Source organism: Streptomyces ovatisporus (assembly GCF_042653885.1).
Lineage (GTDB): Bacteria > Actinomycetota > Actinomycetes > Streptomycetales > Streptomycetaceae > Streptomyces > Streptomyces ovatisporus.
In genome coordinates this window covers 27,231-45,759 of record NZ_JBHSFH010000015.1, presented here as the reverse complement: position 1 = coordinate 45,759, position 18,529 = coordinate 27,231, and the positions used below count along the sequence as shown (strand labels likewise).

Sequence of the window (18,529 nt, the reverse complement as noted above, 5' to 3'; positions counted from 1 at the left end):
GCTCCCCAGGCCCTGACTAGCCGAGCGTGGAGCCTGCCCGGGGACGTTCCGTCTCGGGTTCGGCCGCCGGCTCGGTCGTCCGGGTGCCCTGCGACGGCGGAGTACCCGCACCCGGCAGCGCGCCGTCCGCTCCGGCCTTCGCCGGGGGCGGCGGTGCGACGGCCTGCAGTGCGGCCGTGACCACGCCTGCGGGCTCCTGCCCGGCCGTCTCGCCCGGGACCGTCGTGTCGTTGACGTTGGTGTGGTCGACGGGCTGGCGCCGCGAGAGCAGCCAGATGCCGCCGCTGATGACCAGCGCGAGCACCGCGACCGTGGTGACGCCCCAGGTGCCCTGCCCGGCCAGAAGGGCGGCGAGAGCGGCGACGAGCCCGGCTGCCGGCAGCGTCAGACCCCAGCCCATGACCATGCGGGCCGCCGTCGACCAGCGCACGACGCCGCCCTTGCGGCCGACCCCCGAGCCCATGATGGCGCCGGAGCAGACGTGCGTGGTGGAGAGGGAGAAGCCGATGTGGGAGGAGGCCAGGATCGTCACGGCCGCGCTGGTCTGCGCCGCGAAACCCTGGGGAGGCTTGATCTCGGTCAGCCCGCGGCCCATGGTGCGGATGATCCGCCATCCGCCCAGGTACGTGCCGAGGGCGATGGCCAGACCCGCAGAGACGATCACCCAGGTCGGCGGGTCGGCCTGGGGGGCCAGCGCGCCTCCGGTGATCAGCGCCAGGGTGATGACACCCATGGTCTTCTGCGCGTCGTTGGTGCCGTGCGCGAGGGAGACGAGAGCGGCCGAGGTGATCTGCCCGGCCCGGTAGCCCTTGGCGGTCTGCTGCTCGTCGGCCTTGCGTGCGGCCCGGTAGGTCAGACGCGTCGCGAAGAGAGCGGCGAGTCCGGCGACGAGCGGGGCGGCGAGAGCGGGGATGAGGACCTTCATCACCACGGTTCCGCCGTTGACGGCGCCGAAGCCGACGGATGCGACCGTGGCGCCGAGGAGACCGCCCATCAACGCGTGGGAGGAACTGGAGGGAAGCCCCGCGAGCCATGTCAGGAGATTCCAGATGATCGCGCCGACCAGGCCGGCGAAGATCACTTCAGGCTGGATCCCGGAGCCTTCGTCGATGATTCCCGAAGAGATGGTCTTGGCGACCTCGACGGACAGGAACGCGCCGATCAGATTGAGGACCGCCGACATCGCCACCGCGGTCTTGGGCTTCAGTGCCCCGGTGGAGATGGTGGTGGCCATGGCGTTGGCCGTGTCGTGGAAGCCGTTCGTAAAGTCGAACACCAAGGCCGTGACGATCACGATCCCGATGAGAAGCGTGATGTGTTCCATTCACCCAGGCACAATCAGTCGAAGGTTAATGACTCGTTGAACGTAGGGACGGTGGGTGAACGGAAGATGAACTGCGGCGGGCAGCAGGGTGTCGCTCCCCGCCGTCTGTTGTGAGCGGTGTCACAGCCGGTTCCGTCTCCCTCTCCTTTCCCGCACGCCCCGCCCCTTCCGTCCCGATTCCCGGGTCCGTCCCGCAGTCGCCTCCGACTCCGACGGGGTCCGGACCGTCCGGAGGTTCTCAAGTGCTCAGCGCCTGGAATGAGTTGGTGGCCGTCGCCCGCCGTACCGCTGCGGAGGGGCTCGTCGTGGGCACCTCGGGGAACGTCTCCGTACGCGTCGGTGAGAACGTGCTCGTCACGCCGAGCGGCGTTCCCTACGACAGGCTCGGCCCCGACGACCTGTGCGCCGTGGACCTCGAAGGGCGGCGCACCGCGGGCTGCCTGGAGCCCACCAGCGAACTCCCCATGCACCTCGCCGTGTACAGGCACACCGGCGCCCGCGCCGTGGTGCACACCCACGCGGTGCACGCCACGGCGGTGTCCACGCTCGTCACCGAACTCCCCGCCGTGCACTACATGACGGCGGCCCTCGGCGGCCCCGTCCGCGTCGCCCCCTACGCCACCTACGGCAGCGACGAGCTGGCGGCCCACATGATCGAGGCCCTCGACGCACGCAGCGCCTGCCTGCTGCGGAACCACGGCACCATCGCCTACGGGGACGATCTCGACCAGGCGTACGACAGGACCGCGCAGCTCGAATGGATGTGCCGTCTGTGGCTGACGGCGTCCTCCGTCCCGGGACGCACTCCGACGCTGATCCCGCAGGACGAACTCCGGCGCGTGGCCGACAAGTTGAGCGGATACGGCCAGAAGCCGCCCGGGTGAGCGCCGCAGGGGGCACCCCCTGCCCGCCCTGCCCTGCGCCGCCCCGCCATGCCCGTCCCGCCCTGCCCGTCCCGTCCCTCCTGCCGCCCGGACGCCTCGCGGCGACCCGGAGCCCGCCGCCGTGTCCGCACCGGCCGCCCGCCCCGGCGGTCACCCGGGCGACGCCGCCCACTGGCCGCACCCGTATCCGTGACCCGACACTGGCTGGATGCGTCTGCGTACGGCGGCAGTGGCCGCAACCTCCGCACTCGGTGCCGGCGTGGCCGCCGTGGCCGCGGGCCGGTACGCCGCCGACGCCGCTCTGCGGCCGGCCCGCTCGGCGCCGGCGGCCGGGCGTGGACACCTGCCCGCCGGTTTCGGCGGCCCCTCCCTCACAGTGCACGAGGTGGGCGCCGGACACATCGCGCTCACCCGCTCGCTGACCGCCCGGCTCCCCGGCACGTACGGTCTCGTCGGACGCGGCTGCCATGCCGTCGTCGGCCCCGTGCTGGGCGGCGAGCACCAGGCCAGGGCCGCCGCCGACACCGTCGTACGCCGCCTGGAGCGGATCACGTACGGCGAACTGACTCCCCGTACCAAGGTGTGGCTCACGCCGCAGGTGTGTACGGGAGGGCCCGGCGACGCGCTCGGCGTGGACCGCACGGAGACCGAAGTCCCCGGCGAACTCGGGCCGCTGCCCGCCTGGTTCGTGCCGGGCCGGCGTGACATCTGGGTCGTGGCGCTGCACGGCCTCGGAGCGGGCCCGGAACAGCCGCTGCCCCTCCTCCCCTTCTACGCCGCTCAGGGGCTCCCCGTGCTGGGGCTCTCCTACCGCGGCGATCCCGGTGCCCCCGCTCCGCCCGGCGGTGTGCGTCATCTCGGCGACACCGAGTGGCACGACGTCGCGGCAGCTGTGCGCCACGCCGTCCGGCAGGGGGCCGCACAGGTCGTTCTGCACGGCTGGTCCAGCGGGGCCTCCATGGCACTGCGGGCCGCGGACGAGCTGCGGCGGAGGCCCGGCGTCCAGCCGGGGGAGGGCAGTGCCGTGGGGAGGATCAGCGGCCTCGTACTCGACTCGCCGGTGCTGGACTGGTGGGCCACCCTGCGCGCGCTCGCCGCTGCGCGGCACGTACCGCGCCCGCTGCTGCCGCTGGCCGTGCGGGCCGCTCAAGGACGAGCCCGCGTGGCCGAACCAGAACGGCTCGCTCCGGTCACCGACCCGGCCCGCCTGGCGGTGCCGACCCTGATCGTCCACGGCCCGAACGACGTGATCGCCCCCTGGGAGGCCTCCACGGCATTCGCCGCCGCCCGTGAGGAACTCGTCAGCCTGTACCCGGTTCCGCACGCCCCGCACGCCGCGATGTGGAACGCGGATCCCGCCGAGTACGAGGAGAGGCTGCGCCGCTTCCTGACGCCGCTGCTGTGAGCCGGGTCCGCGCCGGGGAGCGCGGGCCGCCCGACCTCGGCGGCGGGGGCCGGTCAGCAGGCGGACCGGCAGAGTTTCCAGTCGCCTCGGAAGGGCCTCAACTCCCGGTCAGAACAGGGTAGTCGGGCTCAGGTACGACAATCGGAGTGCGGAATTCCGGGACCCCGTTTGGGATTTGCGCCACAGACCATGAAGACTGCTCCTGTGACGCCGTCCCGTAACCCGCGAGACAACCCGCTCCGCCTCGTCCCCACGCGGCCGATCGCCGCTGCCAGGCGCACGGTGACCGCCCGGCGTGCGCGCCCCGCGCCGCCGCCGCCCGAGGGCCTGCCGCCCCGTGAGGCGCTCGCACGTCAGGCGAGAGCCGCGCTGGCCGACGCCGTGCTGCTCGCCCGGTGGGCGGAGCGGCACGAGGCGCACCCCGGCAGCGGGCCGGACACCGAACGAGCCGCCACCGCGCTGCGGATGCCCGCCTCGCACGTCCGTACCCAGTGGGACCGCGCACGCCTCGCCGGCCTCATCGAGCTCCACGACGGAACGGCCCGCCCCGGCTGGCGCCTGCGTGCCTGGGAACGGGACGACAGCGCCGTACTGCGCGGCTGGGTCGCCCTCTTCGACGCGTGGTCCCTGGCCTACCCCGCACCGACGCCCGCCGATCCGGGTCTGGTCGCCGAAGTGGTCGAGGCCGCGCCCCAGTTGCTGTCCGTCATGCATCTCACGGCCGGGCCGCTCACCTTCCCCGATCTGCACGATCTGCTCGCCCAGCGCGTCACGGAACTGCGGGCCGAGCGCGACGCGACCCACGAGGCGGCAGCCGACGGAGAGTCCGAGGGGACCGGCACCGCGCCGGAGGGCCCCGAGGGGGCGCCGGACGGCCCGGCGGCGGTCGCCGCCGCAGAGGTCTCGCTCCCGGGCCTGCTCGACTGGGCTCTCGACGGTTTCGCAGCCGTCGGAGCCCTCACCCGCTGCTCCGACGTCGAAGCGCCCGCAGTGCCACGGACCGCGGACCCCGGAGGGCGTACGGAGCCGGGCGGGACGGGCGTACGTCAGGGCTCCGCCGTCCTCACCCCGCTCGGCAACTGGGCGGTGTGGACCAAGCTCGAACAGATCTGTGTCGCCGCCCAGAGCCCCGCCGGCAACATCGAGCAGCCCGCACAGGACATGCTGCGCGGATGCGCGCGTCTCAGCCCCGGCCCCGCGCGCGACGAGTACCGCGCCTGGCTGGCCGCCCGCTCCACGGGCACCGCCATCACCGAACTGCTGGGCGCCGCCCGCGGGGAGGACGCCCTCATCCGGGGGCTCGCCTTCGAAGCGCTGCGCGTCGTCGGCGCCCCGGCGGAGCCAGACGTGAGGGTCGCGGCCGCAGAGCCGACGCTGCGTCCGTACGCGCTGCTCTGGCTCGCCGAGCACGAGGGTGCCGACCCCGAGGACCTGGCAGGCGGCGCCCCCGGCGTCCTCACCCGGGAGGAGGCGACCTGGCTGTGGGTGGACACCGCGGCAGCCGTCACCGACCACGGTGAGGAGCGCCTGCTCGTGGACCACTTGGAGACGGCCGTGCAGGGCACCGTCCCCAAGCTGCTGGAGGAGGTACGCGCCATCGGTCACCCCCGCACCGTGCAGGTGCTGGTCGCGCTCGCCGCCGCACACCCAGACCCGGCCCTCGCCAAGGCAGTGCGCCGTGCGGCCTTCCAGGTCCACACCGGGGGTCTGTGAGGCGGTGCCCCCGGGCTCCCCGGCGCGCCTCGGCGCCCCCGGGCCTCCGCCGAAGCCCTACGCGCCCGGCGAGGGCACGTAGGTGCCGAAGCTCCAGACGTTGCCCTCCAGGTCCCTGGCCATGTAGTCACGCGAGCCGTAGTCCTGGTCGGTCGGCTCCATGAGGATCTCCGCACCGGCCTCACGGGCCCGGGCGCAGTGCGCGTCGACGTCCTCGACCACCACGTACACCCCGGTGGGGCCCGCCTGGCTCATCGCCTCGGCGAAGACGCCCTCCGTCTTCTTCGTGCCCAGCATGACCGCGCCGTTGCCGTAGGTGAGTTCGGCGTGCAGCACCGTGCCGTCCTCCCCTTCGTACAGCGCGGAACGCTTGAACCCGAACGCCTTCTCCAGCTGTGCGATGGCCGCCTTCGCGTCGCTGTAGACCAGCGTCGGGTACAGGGTCGGTGCGTCACTCATGGCAGTCGCCTCTCCTCGACGGGGCCCGCCGGACGGGCCGTCCTCGCGTGCTCCGCAGTCTTCCAGCGGGGACTGACAATCGCCGGAGACAAACCCGTTGCGCGGCGCCGTTAGACTGATGGGCATGGCTACTTCCCGCACGCATTAGCGCCGTACGTCCGCCTCCGTGTCCGTACGTACGCCCGTCACCCATGCCTGGAGTAGTCCGTGATCACCGCCACCGGCCTGGAGCTGCGCGCCGGCGCCCGCATTCTGATCGAATCCGCCGCCTTCCGCGTCGCCAAGGGCGACCGCATCGGCCTCGTCGGCCGCAACGGAGCCGGGAAGACCACCCTCACCAAGTGCCTCGCCGGTGAGGCGAACCCCGCCGGGGGAAGCATCACCCGCAGCGGTGAGGTGGGTTACCTGCCGCAGGATCCGCGCACGGGGGACCTCGACGTCAGCGCCAGGGACCGCATCCTCTCCGCCCGCGGCCTGGACGCCGTCATCCGCAAGATGCGCGAGAACGAGGAGCGCATCGCACACGGCCAGGGCGCCACCCGCGAGCGGGCGCTGAAGAAGTACGAGCGCCTGGAGACCGAGTTCCTCACCAAGGGCGGTTACGCCGCGGAGGCGGAGGCCGCCACGATCGCGGCCAGCCTGGGCCTTCCCGACCGGGTGATGACCCAGCCGCTGCACACCCTCTCCGGCGGTCAGCGACGCCGGATCGAACTGGCGCGCATCCTCTTCTCCGACGCCGACACCCTGCTCCTCGACGAGCCCACCAACCACCTCGACGCCGACTCGGTCGTGTGGCTGCGCGACTTCCTCAAGACCTACCGCGGCGGCCTGATCGTGATCTCCCACGACCTGGCCCTCATCGAGACCGTCGTCAACAAGGTCTTCTACCTGGACGCCAACCGTGCGGCGATCGACGTCTACAACATGGGCTGGAAGCAGTACGTCATCCAGCGCGAGGACGACGAGAAGCGCCGCAAGCGGGAGCGCGCCAACGCCGAGAAGAAGGCGGCGGCGCTCAACTCGCAGGCCGACAAGATGCGCGCCAAGGCCACGAAGGCGGTGGCGGCCAAGAACATGGCACGGCGTGCGGAGAAGCTGCTCTCCGGTCTCGAGGCGGAACGCGTCTCCGACAAGGTCGCCAAACTGCGCTTCCCCGACCCCGCGCCCTGCGGCAGGACACCGCTGATGGCGGAGGACCTCTCCAAGTCCTACGGCTCGCTGGAGATCTTCACGGGGGTCGACCTTGCCGTCGACAAGGGGTCCCGTGTCGTGATCCTGGGACTCAACGGTGCGGGGAAGACGACCCTCCTGCGGTTGCTGTCGGGCATCGAGGAGCCCGACACGGGCAAGGTCGTCCCGGGCCACGGCCTCAAACTGGGCTACTACGCCCAGGAGCACGAGACGCTCGACCCGCAGCGCACCGTGCTGGAGAACATGCGCTCGGCCGCGCCCGACATGGACCTGGTCGACATCCGCAAGACGCTGGGCTCCTTCCTCTTCTCGGGCGACGACGTGGACAAGCCCGCGGCCGTGCTCTCGGGCGGCGAGAAGACCCGTCTGGCTCTGGCGACCCTGGTGGTCTCCTCCGCCAACGTCCTCCTGCTGGACGAGCCGACCAACAACCTCGATCCGGCCAGCCGTGAGGAGATCCTGGGCGCCCTGCACACCTTCACCGGAGCCGTCGTCCTCGTCACCCACGACGAGGGTGCGGTCCAGGCGCTGGAGCCGGAGCGGATCATCATGCTCCCGGACGGTGTCGAGGACCTGTGGAGCGAGGACTACGCCGACCTCGTCGCGCTGGCGTGATCCGCCGCGGCTGCCGGAGCCGCGCTTCTTGATCAACCTCTTCTGGATCATTCGGCCGACGGTTGATCCTTCATCTGAGTGAGAGCGGCTCGTATCGCGGCGTGCCCGCGCGGCCGGCCCGGACGGCTGTGGCATGCCCTGCGCCGTTTGCTGTGTTGCTGGGCGCGAACCTCCCTGACCTGGAAGTTCGCTGCGAACCAGGTCGCAGGGCAAAGGATCAAGCCACTGGAATCCTGCACTTCGCTGTAAACGGACAGTAGCCCTCCGGTCACGGCGCCCCGATGGACCTTGCCGAATGGGTGGCCAGAAGCAGGGGGAGGGGTGATCATGAGAGTCACGAAGCGCACTTCCCATGAGGAGGCACGGGTGGCCGAGACTCTGAAGAAGGGCAGCCGGGTGACCGGCACCGCGCGCGAAAAGCTCGCGGCAGACCTCAAGAAGAAGTACGACGGCGGCGCGAGCATCCGGGCGCTGGCCGAAGAGACAGGTCGTTCCTACGGATTCGTGCACCGGATGCTCAGTGAATCCGGTGTAACCCTGCGGGGTCGCGGCGGGGCCACGCGAGGCAAGAAGTCCGCCTCGGCCTGACGGGACTTCCAGGCATCCCGTTCCGGTGGTTACTCTTCAGTCACATGACTGCTGAGTAACCACCGGAGGATGTCGATGACCCTGCTGGACAAGGACGGCGTGCGTCTCGCCGTGGACGGCGCCGTGGCCACGGTCACGCTCACCAATCCGGCCAAGCGCAACGTCCAGTCGCCCGCCCTGTGGCGGGCGTTGACCGAAGCGGGCCGCATGGTGCCCGGCGATGCCCGGGTGGTGGTGCTGCGCGCCGAGGGCCGGTCCTTCTCCGCGGGCCTCGACAGGCAGGCGTTCGCTCCCGAGGGCATCGACGGCGAGCTGAACTTCGCCGATCTCGCGCGCGCCTCCGACCAGGAGGTCGACGAGACGATCGCCGCGTTCCAGGAAGCGTTCACCTGGTGGCGGCGTCCCGACCTGGTCAGCATCGCCGCCGTGCAGGGGCATGCCGTCGGAGCGGGATTCCAGCTGGCTCTCGCCACCGACGTGCGCGTGTGCGCCGACGACGTGCAGTTCGCGATGCGCGAGACGAGTCTCGGCCTCGTGCCCGACCTCACGGGCACCCACCCTCTCGTGCAGATCCTCGGCTACGCACGCGCGCTGGAGGTCTGCGTCACCGGGCGATTCGTCCACGCCGCCGAGGCCGAACGGACCGGGCTGGCCAATCTGGTGGTTCCCGCCCAGGATCTCGACGGGGCCGTCTCCGATCTTGCCGCCGCCCTGCTCGCCGCGCCGCGCAACGCCGTCGTCGAGACGAAGGCCCTCCTCGCGGGGGCGGTCACCCGGACGTACGAGGAGCAGCTGGCCGCCGAACGTGCCGCCCAGACGCGGAGGTTGCGCGACCTCGCCGGCATCGGCGACTGATCGGCCGGGCGCCGGGATCCGGTTGCCGTCCGCCGCTCAGGGCTCGGAACCCGGAGCCGGCGGCTTCACGCGGTCCGTTCGCCGCCGGAGCCGATGGCCGGGTCGATCGCGGTGACCACCACGGCGACGGTCACGGACGGCGCCGGCTCCGGAGCGTCCCAGGCGGCGGCCTTCGCCGCCGCCTGCCGGACGGCCCGTGCTACGTCCAGGGCGCGGGCGTTCCTGTCCACCCCGATCTGGATCCGCAGATGCCGGCTGCGGACTCCGGACTCCTCCTCGACGTCCGTGACGCTCACCGCGTCCGCCGTACGCCCGCCCAGCAGCGGTCCGAGCACCGGCGCGAGCCGCGTCACCCCGGGCACGGCGATGACGGTCTCCGCCGTCGCCGTCGCCCGGGGATGGTCCGCGGGGGCGGGCGGGTGCTCTTCGGCCTCGTGGGCTTCACGGGCTTCGTGGGCCCCGTGCGGCTGGGGCCCGGTGGCGGCCGCCGTCCCGTGGGGAGCCGCGTCCCGGTCGCTGTCGCCGGGAGCGGCTCCGGCCGGTCCGTCCAGCAGATCCGTCACCCGCAGGTCGGCCCACGCGACGTCGAGTCCCAGCCGCCGGTCGGCCGCAGTGAGCAGAGCGGCGCGAAGGCGGTCCGCGACCGTCGTCAGCGGGGCGTCCGCGGGGGCGGCGAAGTCCGCTTCCAGTCGCAGCGCGCCGGGTGGCAGGGCCGTCGGAGGCGCCGGGACGGCGGGCGCCACGGCCTCGTCCGGAGCTGCTTGCGTGAGACGTAGCCCGTCCAGCCGTACCTCCGGCACCGCTTGCGATGCCGCCGCGCGCAGGGCGGCGACCGCGGCGGACTCCGCGAGCCATGCTCCGTCTCCGGCGTCCCCCAGGGGCAGGAGATTCCCGAGTCCGAGCTGATGCCGTACGCCCTGTGCCAGCTGATCGGCGACCATGCGTCACTCCCTGTCGTTGTCTGCGTCGGTGCCTGAAGGGTGCTCGCCGGTGCCGCTCGCCCCGCCACCCGTCGTGGGCCGAAGGCTCGGCGTACGCAGGGCGAGTTGCTGCGAACCCACCTAATGTGGCATAAGAGCGGCATTTCAGATGCCGTCGGACGCTCCCTAGCTGAAGGGTGAGGACGATGACGGACACCAAGCCCGGCAACCGCTTCGAAACTCCGGGACGCGGCTCGAGCACGGCGCCCCACGACGGAAGGTCCGAGACCCGTCGGCCCATGGGCGACCGGGGCAGCCGCGGACGCACCACCATCGCCGACGGCGTCGTCGAGAAGATCGCCGGCATGGCGGCGCGCGACGTCGACGGTGTGCACGCGATGGGCAGCGGCATGGCCCGCACGTTCGGTGCGATGCGCGACCGCGTCCCCGGAGGCAGCAAGTCCGCGTCGCGCGGGGTGAGCGCGGAGGTCGGCGACGTGCAGAGCGCGCTGGACCTGGAGATCGTCGTCGAGTACGGCGTCGCGATCGCCGATGTCGCCGCTTCCGTACGGGAGAACGTCATCAACGCCGTCGAGCGGATGACCGGCCTCGAGGTCGTCGAGGTGAACATCGCGGTCAGCGACGTGAAGCTGCCCGAGGAGGAGGACGAGGACGAGGAGTCGGGCCGTACACGCGTGCAGTAGCGCGGCAGTGGCAGTCCGGCGGACGAGGGGGCGACACACGACGTCCACTGAGCGAAGGAGCTCACGATGAGTATGGCCGTGATCGGCTTGATCGCAGGGATGGCGCTGGGCTTCGCCGGCTACTTCGGCGGCTTCGGTGCCTTCCTGCTGGTGGCGGCGCTGGGCGGCTTCGGCTTCGTGGCGGGCCGCTTCCTGGACGGTGACCTGCAGGCGGAGGACATCTTCCGTATCCGCGACGAGAGCCGGCGTCGGTGAGGGGGTGAGAGAGTGACCGCAACCGAAGTGGCCGTACCCGAACGGGGAGCGACCACGATCGTCGAGCGGGTCGTGGCCAAGGTCGCGGCGCAGGCCGCCAGGGAAGCACTGCGCACCGTACCCGCCGCCTTCAAGGTGCCCCGCGGACCTCTCCGTGCGCCCCGGGCATCGGCGTCGCTCAGGGACCGGACCGCACGGGTCCGGGTCGTCGTCGAGCTGGGCTACCCTTCCGACATCGGCGCGCAGTGTGCTGCGGTGCGCCGGCAAGTCGCTTCACGTGTAAAGGAATTGGTCGGCATGGACGTGCCGGAGGTCGCCGTGGGCGTGGAGCGGCTGCACTCCGAGCAGCTGGACAGCGAGAGACCCGGGAGGGTCCGGTGAGCGACGAGCGCACCCAGCAGATGCCGACGCTCGAGAAGACGCCCCCACCCGCGCATTCGGGGGGAGGCGGCGGCAACGGCCTGGAACAGGCGGCATCGGCTGCCGCGTACGATCCGGGCGGCCCCCGGGAGGCGCAGGGCCGCGCCGGCCGCTTCTGGTCGCTGCGGCGCGTGCCTGCCGGGATCGTCGCACTGCTGACGCTGGCAGCAGCGGGGGTGCTGCTCTACGACGTCGTCGCCGTGCGGGCCGGAGAGTCCGCGATGGGCTGGCGGCGCACCCTCGCGGAAGAGCTGGCCGGCACCGCCGTGAACGACGCCAAGGTTCTCGCCGCCGCCTGCGTCGTCACGCTGCTGGGCGTGTGGCTGATCACCCTGGCCGTGACGCCCGGCCACCGCGGGCTGCTTCCGATGCGCCGCGAGCACCCGCACGTACGGGCCGGACTGGAGCGCTCGGCGGCGGGCCTGGTGCTGAGGGACCGTGCCATGCAGGTGACGGGAGTCCAGTCGGTCGACGTCTCGGTGGGACGGCGAAAGGTACGGGCGCGGGCCCGCGCGCACTTCAGGGACCTGCACGAAGTCCGGGGCGATCTCGACTCCGCCCTCGAAGAAGGCATCCGGCAGCTCGGTCTCGCACGGCAGCCGGGCCTGTCCGTACAAGTACGACGCCCGAAGAGAGGGTGAGCGGTGTGGGCGGAATCCTGCGTTCCGTGAACCGGGTGCTGCTCGGTCTGGCCGGACTGCTGCTGCTCGCGCTCGGGCTCGCGGTGCTCGTCGCCGGCTTCGACCTGCCCCGGCACCTGAACTTCGCGCTTCCCGCCGACTGGCCGTGGACGGCTACCGACGACGTACTGCTCACGGACGCGGAGCGCACCCGCTGGCGTTCCGAGAGCTGGTGGTGGCCGGCCGTCATCGCAGCGCTCTCGCTGCTGGTGATCCTGCTGCTGTGGTGGCTGCTGTCGCAGCTGCGGCGGCGCAGACTTCGGGAGGTCCTGGTCGAAACCGGCGACGGCGAGGGCGCGTTGCTCCGGGGCAGCGCGCTGGAGAAGGTACTCGAAGCGGAGGCGGCCGGCCTGCCGGGGGTGGACCGGGCAGCGGTCCGGCTCACCGGGCGGCGCACCGCGCCGCAGGCGGTCATGGGTCTCCGGCTGGAGCCGCACGCCGCCCCGGGCCCGGTGCTGGGCCGCCTCACGGAGGAAGCGCTCGAACACGCCCGCAGCTCGGCGGCGCTGGAACAGATCCCCGCCGAGGTGCAGTTGCGTACGGTGAAGCACCGCCCGGAGCGGGCGCTCTGACGCCCCTCAGAAACCGTGCCGGGCCCCGCCGTCGACGGGCAGCATGACTCCGGTCAGATAGGAGGCGGCCGGTGAGAGAGCGAACGCGGCGGTACGTCCGAACTCCTCCGGAGTCCCGTAGCGGCGCAGCGGAATCGTCGCCTCGTTGCGCCGGCGGGCCGCTTCGCCGTCGCCCGAGAGCGAGTCGAGGTACTGCAGGCGCTCCGTCGCGATACGGCCGGGCAGCAGTCCGAGGACCCGGATGCCGCGCGGTCCCGCCTCGGTGGCGAGGCTCTTGGCGAATCCGGCGAGTCCCGGACGCAGACCGTTCGAGAGGGTGAGGCCCGGGATCGGCTCGTGCACCGAACCGGAGAGCACGAAGGCGATGACGCCGCCCTCGCCGAGCTCCGCGGAGGCCGTGCGGGCCAGCCGCACCGCGCCCAGGAAGACGGTTTCGAACGCGGACTGCCACTGCTCGTCGGTCAGTTCGCCGGCCGGTACGCCGGCGGGCGGGCCGCCCACGCTGATCAGTACGCCGTCGAAACGTCCGAAGCGCGACCTGGCCGTCTCGATGAGACGCTCCGCGGTCTCCGGTGCGGCGTTGTCCGCCCCGATTCCGACGGCCGAGCCTGCACCGAGCTGAGCGGCGGCCTCCGTGGCGGCCTCGTCCGTACGGCCCGTGACGACCACCCGGGCTCCGTCGGCGACGAGTTGCTCGGCGGCGGCGAAGCCGAGGCCACGAGTGGCGCCGGTGATGACGTATACGCGGTCCTTCAGCCCAAGATCCATGGCTCACAGTGTGCGCCACCGCCCGCGGCGCGTGCACGCAGGGGGGGAGGCTGCAGGGCGGTCAGCCTGCGGAGGGCGGACCGGCGGCGCTGGTGGTGGGGGAGGCCTTGCCGGGCTCGCCCACCTGTCCGGACTCTCCGACTTCGCCCGCGCCGTCCTCGCCCGCGCCGTTCTCGATCCCGGCGTCCTCGATCCCGGCGGGGGAGTCCGCAGGAGCGGAGTCCCCGCCGCCCTTCGCGGACCCTTCGCCCGCGCCCGTGCCTTCGCACTCCGCGAGCTCTGCCGCGAGCCGGTCACGGTGCTCGCGGCGTACGAGCACCACCCAGCCGACGGGCACGGCCGCCGCGAAGAGCCACCACTGGACGGCGTAGGCCATGTGCGGGCCGATGCTGCTGTGGTCCGGCTCGGCGACCTCTTCGGGCTGGTCGCCCGGGGGATCGGGCGAGGTGGCCGTCAGTTGGAGGTAACCGCCCAGCACCGGACTGTCCATGGCCTCGGCCTGCTGACGGCTGTCGATCAGCATGACCTGCCGCGGCGGCAGCCCCTGCTTGTCCTTGATGCCGCTGGCCTCGCTGGTCTCGTCCAGCATGGCCCTGCCCGTGACGGTGACCTCACCGCGCGGTGCGGCGGGGACGTCGGGGAAACGGGTCAGGTCGCCGTCCGCCTCGATCCAGCCGCGGTTGACGAGTACGGCCTTGCCGTCGCGCTGGACCAGCGGCGTCAGGACGAAGTAGCCGATCGAGTGCTCGTCGGCGCCCGTGCGCTGCCGTACGACGACCTCGTGCCCGGTGTCGTATCGTCCGGTCGCGGTGGCCGTACGGAACTGGTCGTCCTCCGCCGGCCCGCGCTCACCCCGGCTGAGCTGCGCGAACGGTACCGCCCGTGCCCGGAGGCTGGAGCTGATCAGCTCGTTGTGCGCGACGCGCGCCTCGTGCCTGTGCAACTGCCAGAAGCCCAGCTCGACCATCACGGGCACGAGCGCGACACCGAGAAGGGTGAGGATCACCCACTGCCGGGACAACAGGAAGCGGTACACGTCTGACGACGTTACCCCTCAGCTTCCGGAGCCCGGAGCGGGGGCCACGTCCAGCAGGAGCTGCCCGAAGGCCGCCTCGTCGACCACGGGGGTCCCGTGGGCCTGCGCCTTGACGATCTTGGAGGTGAGGGAGTCGGGATCGTTGGTGACCAGCAGACTGGTCAGCCGCGAGACCTGCGAGGCGATGTGGAGGCCCGCCTCGGTGGCACGGTCCTCCAGCAGCTCGCGGTCCACAGAGGTGTCGCCCGAAATGGCCACCCGCATGCCCTGCACCAGCCTGCCGCCCGGCTCGTACCTTCCCGGATTCGGGTAGGGGCAGGCCGGCCGCTTCCGTGCGGGGCGCCAGCTGCGTCCGTACGACCGGTAGCCGCCCCCGCCCGGATCCCTGCGGCCACCGCCGCCGGAGAAACCGCCCTCCGACCACTCCGAGAGCGGCTGGCAGCTCAGCAGCGGCAGCCGCACCCGGTGCCGGGCGGCGAGCTGGAGGCTGGGGCGGAACGCCTCGGCGAGCACGCGGGCATCGTCCAGAGCGTGGTGTGCCTGCCGCTGGGCGACGCCGTAGTGCGCGGCGAGCGATTCCAGTTTGTGGTTGGGGAGCGGGAGCGAGAGCTGCTTGGCCAGCGCGATGGTGCACAGCCGCTGCCGCACGGGAGGGGTCCGCTCCGCCCGGGCGTACTCACGCGCGATCATCGACCAGTCGAAGACCGCGTTGTGCGCGACGAGGACCCGGTCGGCCAGCCTGTCGGCGAAGGCATCCGCGATCTCCGTGAACAGCGGTGCGTCGGCGAGGACTTCGGCGGTGAGGCCGTGGATCCACGTGGGACCGGGATCACGCTGCGGATTGACGGTGGAGTACCAGTGGTCCTCCACCTCGCCCCTGGCGTCCAGACGGTAGACCGCGGCGGAGACGATGCGGTCGTGGCGGGCCAGGCCCGTGGTCTCCACGTCGACCACCGCATAGCCCTGCGGGTAGCTCTCGGGCCAGCCCGCGTCCTCCTCCGGGGCCGTCGGGGGAGGCGGCCGGTGCTCCTGCGGAACGGGAAATTCCAGGGGAAGCGGCAGGGGAGCCGGGGCCTGAACGGCGGGTGACTGAACCGGGATGCGGGGAGGCTGGTCGGTCTCGTCCGCGGGCTCGTCGGGCCGTGCCGTCTGGTCTTCGAGCATGGTCACAGAGAATACGGTGCGGCACTGACAGCTCCGGTGCCGCGGGCGCAGACGTGCCGAAGAGTCGTCAATGTCCCACCGCACGCGTCCGATTGGGCGTCCGGGACGAGGGGCGGAGGAAGGCGCGGAGCCGCCCCGGCAGCGTCCGCGACGCCCCCGGAACGGGTCCCCGGATCAGGTCCTCGGAGCCGGCCGCCGGAGGAAATGACGGCCACTCATTTTGTACTAGTCGGTAACAACCCCTGGCGGGTGGCCGCGTCCGCCTTTACCTTGCTGACATGCCGTCTCAGTTGCCCGATGTCGTTCTGTGGTCGATACCCGCCTTCATCCTGCTCACGGTGATCGAGATCGTGAGCTACCGCCTCCATCCGGACGAGGACGCCGCCGGATACGAGACCAAGGACGCCGCGACGAGCATCGGGATGGGGCTGGGCAGCCTCGTCTTCGACGCCTTGTGGAAGATCCCGATCGTGGCCGTATACGCGGCGGTCTACGAACTGACCCCGCTGCGCGTCCCCGTGCTGTGGTGGACCGTGCTGCTGATGCTGCTGGCACAGGACTTCTTCTACTACTGGTCGCACCGGGGCCACCACGTCATCCGCATCCTGTGGGCCTGCCACGTGGTCCACCACTCCAGCAAGAAGTTCAACCTCAGCACGGCGCTGCGCCAGCCCTGGACCAGCTGGACGGTCTGGCCCTTCTACGTGCCGCTGATCGCGCTCGGCGTGCACCCGGCGGCGCTCGCCTTCTGCTCCTCGGTGAACCTCGTCTACCAGTTCTGGATCCACACGGAACGGATCGGCAAGCTCCCGCGTCCCGTCGAGTTCGTGTTCAACACGCCCTCGCACCACCGTGTCCACCACGCCTCTCAAGGCAGCTACCTGGACCGGAACTTCGGCGGCATCCTGATCGTCTGGGACCGGCTCTTCGGGTCGTTCACGCCGGAGACCGAGCCGTGCGTCTTCGGGCTCACCAAGAACATCTCGACGTACAACCCGCTGCGGGTGGCCACCCACGAATACGCCGCGATCGGACGCGATCTGCGGTCGGCGCGCAATTGGCGTGAGCGCGCCGGAAGGGTCTTCCGCGGGCCTGGCTGGCGCCCCGAGGAGGGCTCGACGGAAGGGGCCGGGCTGCCTGAGCAACCCGGCCCCTCACCGGCCGATCCGCCGGCTCAGCGCGTCACGTCCTGACCTTCCGGCCGGTCGGCGAGCGCCTCGACGCCGTACGGCGTCACTGCGGTTGTGCTTCCGCGAGAGAGTCCCGCGTCGGCGTCACTTCTTGACGGCCGCGAGCGCATCGACGATGCCGTGGCCGTAGAAGCTGTTGTTGCCCTTGAGGCCCGTGCAGTCGGCCTTGTACGTGCCCTTGCCGTCGGGGTCGTACTCCTCGGGGCAGGTGACGCTCTTCGCCTGGGCCTTCAGACGCCAGGCGATCTCCTTCGGGGTGGACTCGGGGTGCTTGCTCTTGATGAGCGCGGCGACACCCGCGACCTGGGGTCCGGCCATCGAAGTGCCCTGCAGGTAGGCGTAGTCGCCCTCGGGCATCGTGGACAGGACGCCGCCGTCCTTGGCCGGGTCCTCCGGCGTCTGGTAACGGCGGTCACCGCCGGGGGCGGAGACGTCGACCTCGTCGAGGCCGTAGTTGGAGAAGTAGGACTTGCCGTCCTCCGCGCCGGTCGAGGACACCGAGGTCACGCCGGGCAGCATGCTGGGCAGGTCCGGGCACTCGGCCGGGTCGACAGTGCGCTCGACCGGCTTCGTGTCGTTGGGGCTCGTGTCGTCCACGATCTCGCTCGCGGCCAGGTCGTGCGAGGAGTTGCCCGCGGAGGAGACGTGGGTGACGCCCTTGTCCGTGGCGTACTTGGTGGCCCGGTTCACCGCGTCGGCGATGGCCGCCTGGTCCTCGTGGTCGGCGCAGTTGAAGAGCCAGGGGTCGGTGTAATAGCTGTTGTTGGTGATCTCGACGCCGTTGTCGGCGGCGAAGACCATCGCACAGACGACGGCCTCGCTGTAGAAGAGCGAGGTCTCCTCCTCGGAGACCTTCAGCGACGCGACCTTCACGCCCGGCGCGGCGCCGGCGACGCCGACTCCGTTGCGCGGAGCGGCGACGATGCCCGCGACGTGCGTGCCGTGGTAGTCGTTCGCCGGGTCGAACGGACGCCATGCGCCCTTCGAGGTGTCGGCCTTGCCGCCCACGCAGCTGGCCGACTGGCCGGCGGCGAAGTTGGGCTGCAGGTCCGGGTGCGTGTCGTCCACACCGGTGTCGATGACACCGACAGTGACGTCCTTGCTGCCCTCGCTGATCTTGCTGGCCTTGTCGGCACGGATGACCCGCTTGTCCCACTGCAGGGACTCCAGCGGCTCCTTGCCCTCGGCCTTCGCCTTCGCCACGGCCTGCGCGCCGGTCGCGGACTTGGGCACCTTCACGAACTCGGGCTTGCCCACGTCCGTCGTGCCTGCGGCCTTGAGGGGGGCGGTACGGGTCGCGCCCGCCGTGTCGACGCCCTTGACCGCGCGCATCTTGTCACCGAAGTCGGCGTTCGCAGAGTGGGCGACGATGACGCCTATCTGCTTGTACGCGGTGACGACCTTGCCGTCGGCCTTCTTTATCTCCTTCGTCACGCGCTTGATCGTGCCGGCGTCCGCCTCGGTGTTGACGACGTAGCTCAGCGTCTCGCCGTCCTTCTTCGAGGAGGCGGGTTCATCCTGACCGTTGGCCACGGCGGCGCCCGCCAGGCCGAGTGAGGCGGTCAGAACCAGTCCCAGCGGCATCGCGAACTTGCGCCACCGTCTGGAAGGTTGTGAATCCATGGGGTCTCCATGTTCTTTGAAATTGACCACAGAGCTGGGAACTTAGCGCTGATCGGACCAGCTCAGCAACGCTTTCCTGAAGATGGCCCGGGTTTGCCCGTGATCCCTCTTTCGTGATTCAACGACCGACCCCTGTTGCACGGCCCTTGTGAAGATCTACGAT

At 71.4% G+C, this 18,529-nt stretch carries 19 protein-coding genes; 12 read left to right on the top strand and 7 right to left on the bottom strand.

The genetic code is table 11. The features are described 5' to 3' along the window. Nucleotides 1-16: 16 nt before the first annotated feature. Nucleotides 17-1,324, bottom strand: a complete 1,308-nt coding sequence (locus ACFPA8_RS24305) for an inorganic phosphate transporter (RefSeq protein WP_386451844.1) — start codon at nt 1,322-1,324, stop codon at nt 17-19. A gap of 242 nt (nt 1,325-1,566) precedes the next feature. On the opposite strand from ACFPA8_RS24305, the gene ACFPA8_RS24300 reads away from it, so the two are divergent. The 3 genes from ACFPA8_RS24300 to ACFPA8_RS24290 all read left to right on the top strand — a co-directional run bounded on the left by ACFPA8_RS24300 (nt 1,567) and on the right by ACFPA8_RS24290 (nt 5,326). Further along, nucleotides 1,567-2,208, top strand: coding sequence for a class II aldolase/adducin family protein (locus ACFPA8_RS24300; RefSeq protein WP_386451842.1), 642 nt, complete (start codon nt 1,567-1,569; stop codon nt 2,206-2,208). 208 nt (nt 2,209-2,416) lie between these two features. Further along, the gene (locus ACFPA8_RS24295) at nt 2,417-3,613 is read left to right on the top strand and encodes an alpha/beta hydrolase (RefSeq protein WP_386451840.1); all 1,197 of its coding nucleotides are present in this window, start codon (nt 2,417-2,419) and stop codon (nt 3,611-3,613) included. 204 nt (nt 3,614-3,817) lie between these two features. After that, nucleotides 3,818-5,326 carry a hypothetical protein gene (locus tag ACFPA8_RS24290; protein ID WP_386451839.1) on the top strand — a complete coding sequence of 503 codons (1,509 nt, stop codon included), beginning with the start codon at nt 3,818-3,820 and terminating at the stop codon, nt 5,324-5,326. A 57-nt stretch (nt 5,327-5,383) separates the two neighbouring features. On the opposite strand, the gene ACFPA8_RS24285 is transcribed toward ACFPA8_RS24290, so the two are convergent. Beyond that, nucleotides 5,384-5,785, bottom strand: coding sequence for a VOC family protein (locus tag ACFPA8_RS24285; protein ID WP_386451837.1), 402 nt, complete (start codon nt 5,783-5,785; stop codon nt 5,384-5,386). Between the two features lie 207 nt (nt 5,786-5,992). On the opposite strand from ACFPA8_RS24285, the gene ACFPA8_RS24280 reads away from it, so the two are divergent. The 3 genes from ACFPA8_RS24280 to ACFPA8_RS24270 all read left to right on the top strand — a co-directional run bounded on the left by ACFPA8_RS24280 (nt 5,993) and on the right by ACFPA8_RS24270 (nt 9,034). Continuing rightward, nucleotides 5,993-7,591, top strand: coding sequence for an ABC-F family ATP-binding cassette domain-containing protein (locus ACFPA8_RS24280; RefSeq protein ID WP_386451836.1), 1,599 nt, complete (start codon nt 5,993-5,995; stop codon nt 7,589-7,591). Between the two features lie 366 nt (nt 7,592-7,957). Continuing rightward, a complete protein-coding gene (locus ACFPA8_RS24275) occupies nt 7,958-8,179 on the top strand; it encodes a helix-turn-helix domain-containing protein (protein WP_045864328.1) in 222 nt (73 codons plus the stop codon). A gap of 75 nt (nt 8,180-8,254) precedes the next feature. After that, entirely contained in the window at nt 8,255-9,034 is a 780-nt protein-coding gene (locus tag ACFPA8_RS24270; RefSeq protein WP_386452335.1) for an enoyl-CoA hydratase/isomerase family protein, read from the top strand. Nucleotides 9,035-9,099: 65 nt separating this feature from the next. Here ACFPA8_RS24270 and ACFPA8_RS24265 read toward each other — a convergent pair whose 3' ends face one another. Beyond that, the gene (locus ACFPA8_RS24265) at nt 9,100-9,975 is read right to left on the bottom strand and encodes a nucleopolyhedrovirus P10 family protein (RefSeq protein ID WP_386451834.1); all 876 of its coding nucleotides are present in this window, start codon (nt 9,973-9,975) and stop codon (nt 9,100-9,102) included. 185 nt (nt 9,976-10,160) lie between these two features. Between ACFPA8_RS24265 and ACFPA8_RS24260 the strand changes: the two genes are divergently transcribed. From ACFPA8_RS24260 to amaP, 5 genes are all read left to right on the top strand, one after another. Continuing rightward, entirely contained in the window at nt 10,161-10,658 is a 498-nt protein-coding gene (locus ACFPA8_RS24260; RefSeq protein WP_386451833.1) for an Asp23/Gls24 family envelope stress response protein, read from the top strand. A gap of 66 nt (nt 10,659-10,724) precedes the next feature. Continuing rightward, nucleotides 10,725-10,913 carry a hypothetical protein gene (locus tag ACFPA8_RS24255; protein ID WP_045864332.1) on the top strand — a complete coding sequence of 63 codons (189 nt, stop codon included), beginning with the start codon at nt 10,725-10,727 and terminating at the stop codon, nt 10,911-10,913. Nucleotides 10,914-10,925: 12 nt separating this feature from the next. Next, nucleotides 10,926-11,294, top strand: a complete 369-nt coding sequence (locus tag ACFPA8_RS24250) for an Asp23/Gls24 family envelope stress response protein (protein WP_386451831.1) — start codon at nt 10,926-10,928, stop codon at nt 11,292-11,294. Further along, entirely contained in the window at nt 11,291-11,974 is a 684-nt protein-coding gene (locus ACFPA8_RS24245; protein WP_386451829.1) for a DUF6286 domain-containing protein, read from the top strand. Before ACFPA8_RS24250 ends, ACFPA8_RS24245 begins: the two co-directional genes overlap by 4 nt. 5 nt (nt 11,975-11,979) lie before the next feature. Further along, the gene (gene amaP, locus ACFPA8_RS24240; RefSeq protein WP_386451827.1) at nt 11,980-12,585 is read left to right on the top strand and encodes an alkaline shock response membrane anchor protein AmaP; all 606 of its coding nucleotides are present in this window, start codon (nt 11,980-11,982) and stop codon (nt 12,583-12,585) included. 6 nt (nt 12,586-12,591) lie between these two features. On the opposite strand, the gene ACFPA8_RS24235 is transcribed toward amaP, so the two are convergent. The 3 genes from ACFPA8_RS24235 to ACFPA8_RS24225 form a co-directional block, all read right to left on the bottom strand. Then, nucleotides 12,592-13,353 carry an SDR family oxidoreductase gene (locus ACFPA8_RS24235; protein ID WP_386451825.1) on the bottom strand — a complete coding sequence of 254 codons (762 nt, stop codon included), beginning with the start codon at nt 13,351-13,353 and terminating at the stop codon, nt 12,592-12,594. A 61-nt stretch (nt 13,354-13,414) separates the two neighbouring features. Next, the gene (locus tag ACFPA8_RS24230; protein WP_386451823.1) at nt 13,415-14,389 is read right to left on the bottom strand and encodes an SURF1 family cytochrome oxidase biogenesis protein; all 975 of its coding nucleotides are present in this window, start codon (nt 14,387-14,389) and stop codon (nt 13,415-13,417) included. Between the two features lie 18 nt (nt 14,390-14,407). Then, entirely contained in the window at nt 14,408-15,553 is a 1,146-nt protein-coding gene (locus ACFPA8_RS24225; protein ID WP_386452333.1) for a DEDDh family exonuclease, read from the bottom strand. Between the two features lie 278 nt (nt 15,554-15,831). Here ACFPA8_RS24225 and ACFPA8_RS24220 point away from each other — a divergent pair, with 278 nt between their 5' ends. Then, a complete protein-coding gene (locus ACFPA8_RS24220) occupies nt 15,832-16,746 on the top strand; it encodes a sterol desaturase family protein (RefSeq protein WP_386451821.1) in 915 nt (304 codons plus the stop codon). 81 nt (nt 16,747-16,827) lie between these two features. On the opposite strand, the gene ACFPA8_RS24215 is transcribed toward ACFPA8_RS24220, so the two are convergent. Next, on the bottom strand, nt 16,828-18,366 hold the full coding sequence (locus ACFPA8_RS24215; RefSeq protein ID WP_386451819.1) for a S8 family peptidase: 1,539 nt from the start codon (nt 18,364-18,366) through the stop codon (nt 16,828-16,830). Nucleotides 18,367-18,529 lie beyond the last annotated feature (163 nt).

Coding starts and splice junctions, on each gene's coding strand:
- ACFPA8_RS24270 (WP_386452335.1), top strand. CDS start 8,255: ATGACCCTGCTGGACAAGGACGGCGTGCGTCTCGCCGTGGACGGCGCC.
- ACFPA8_RS24255 (WP_045864332.1), top strand. CDS start 10,725: ATGAGTATGGCCGTGATCGGCTTGATCGCAGGGATGGCGCTGGGCTTC.
- ACFPA8_RS24295 (WP_386451840.1), top strand. CDS start 2,417: ATGCGTCTGCGTACGGCGGCAGTGGCCGCAACCTCCGCACTCGGTGCC.
- ACFPA8_RS24220 (WP_386451821.1), top strand. CDS start 15,832: ATGCCGTCTCAGTTGCCCGATGTCGTTCTGTGGTCGATACCCGCCTTC.
- ACFPA8_RS24215 (WP_386451819.1), bottom strand. CDS start 18,366: ATGGATTCACAACCTTCCAGACGGTGGCGCAAGTTCGCGATGCCGCTG.
- ACFPA8_RS24260 (WP_386451833.1), top strand. CDS start 10,161: ATGACGGACACCAAGCCCGGCAACCGCTTCGAAACTCCGGGACGCGGC.
- ACFPA8_RS24285 (WP_386451837.1), bottom strand. CDS start 5,785: ATGAGTGACGCACCGACCCTGTACCCGACGCTGGTCTACAGCGACGCG.
- ACFPA8_RS24265 (WP_386451834.1), bottom strand. CDS start 9,975: ATGGTCGCCGATCAGCTGGCACAGGGCGTACGGCATCAGCTCGGACTC.
- ACFPA8_RS24235 (WP_386451825.1), bottom strand. CDS start 13,353: ATGGATCTTGGGCTGAAGGACCGCGTATACGTCATCACCGGCGCCACT.
- ACFPA8_RS24225 (WP_386452333.1), bottom strand. CDS start 15,553: ATGCTCGAAGACCAGACGGCACGGCCCGACGAGCCCGCGGACGAGACC.
- ACFPA8_RS24305 (WP_386451844.1), bottom strand. CDS start 1,324: ATGGAACACATCACGCTTCTCATCGGGATCGTGATCGTCACGGCCTTG.